2 protein-coding genes are annotated in these 1,285 nt (G+C 40.5%); both read right to left on the reverse strand.

All coding sequences use genetic code 11. The features are described from left to right. Nucleotides 1–37: 37 nt before the first annotated feature. Nucleotides 38–1,033, reverse strand: a complete 996-nt coding sequence (locus ACQQ5U_RS19365) for an IS3 family transposase (protein ID WP_244178407.1) — start codon at nt 1,031–1,033, stop codon at nt 38–40. Then, complete coding sequence (locus ACQQ5U_RS19370; protein WP_239986604.1) at nt 931–1,218, reverse strand: transposase; 288 nt, start codon at nt 1,216–1,218, stop codon at nt 931–933. The genes ACQQ5U_RS19365 and ACQQ5U_RS19370 overlap by 103 nt, the downstream gene beginning before the upstream one ends. Nucleotides 1,219–1,285: the final 67 nt, after the last annotated feature.

Raw genomic sequence — 1,285 nt, forward strand, 5'->3', positions numbered from 1 at the left:
TGGACTTGCAACAAAAAAGTGGACAATTAGATAAGAGTCATGCTGCTATTTTTTGATTATACAATTCTATTTCAATTTCCTCTATAGTCTTATATCCCAAAGAGGAGTGTATTCTTCTTCTGTTATACCAGGTCTCTATCCATTGGAAGACAGATAGTTCGGCTTCTGACCTTAGGTTATAGCTATGTTCATAGACCCATTCTACCTTTAGGCTCTTAAAGAACGATTCAGCTACTGCATTGTCCCAACAATTACCTTTTCTGCTCATACTTTGTTTTATCGATCCATTATATCTTTTCAGGATATCTGTAAAAGTGGAACTGGCGTATTGAGACCCCCTATCGGAATGGAATATAAGTTCTTTTGTGATATTGTTCGATTTAATGGCCATATTCCATGCAGGGACTATAGTGTCGCCGGTACTTAAGGTTTGGCCCATCGACCATCCAACGACCTTCCGGTGGAACAGATCTATAATTACCGTTAAATACATCCAGCCTTGTTTGGTCTTTATATAGGTGATATCCGATACCCAAACCTGGTTCGGTCTATAGACGGTAAAATCCTGATCTAATATATTGGGTGCAACTGGATAGTTGTGCTTGCTGTGGGTCGTAGTTTGAAATTTACGCTTTCTTTTGGCAAACAGGTTATTTGCCCTCATTATCCTAGCTACCCTAGGTCTTGAGATGCAATATCCCCTTTTCCAGAGCTCCGCTTTGATCCTCGGTGCCCCGTAACTCCCAAAACTATCCTCATAAACATCTCGGATGGTAGATGATATGGCCTCGTTCTCCATCACTCTTTTGGAAGGAACCCTGCCCAACCAATCGTAATACCCGCTTTTGCTTATCTTGAACATTTTGCACATCTTCCCGACTGGAAATTTAAATTTATGGTGTTTTATGAACCTATATTTTTCCTGTCGCTCTAGGAGAAGATGGCTATCGCCTTTTTTAAGATATCTCTTTCTAGTTCGGCATTCCTTAACTTCTTCTTCAATTCTGCAATTTCCCGTTGCTCGTCCGTTAATTTGGGGTTTCCCTTGCCCGGGAAACTGTTCCTGCCATAGGCATCCGATTCCCTGCGCCAACGGCTCAATACAGATGTAGGGATATCCAGTTCCCTGCAAATCTCGACAACGCTACCACGTGCGTAACTAAGTTCTACAGCTTTTTCCTTAAACTCTGCAGTGTAATTTCTTTTTTCTCTTGACATTTTTCAAAGTTAATTTTAATAACTAAAACGCTCTTAACTCTATGTCCGGTTAAATATAGTAAGTCCA

The organism is Flagellimonas lutimaris, assembly GCF_051494225.1.
GTDB lineage: Bacteria > Bacteroidota > Bacteroidia > Flavobacteriales > Flavobacteriaceae > Flagellimonas > Flagellimonas lutimaris_A.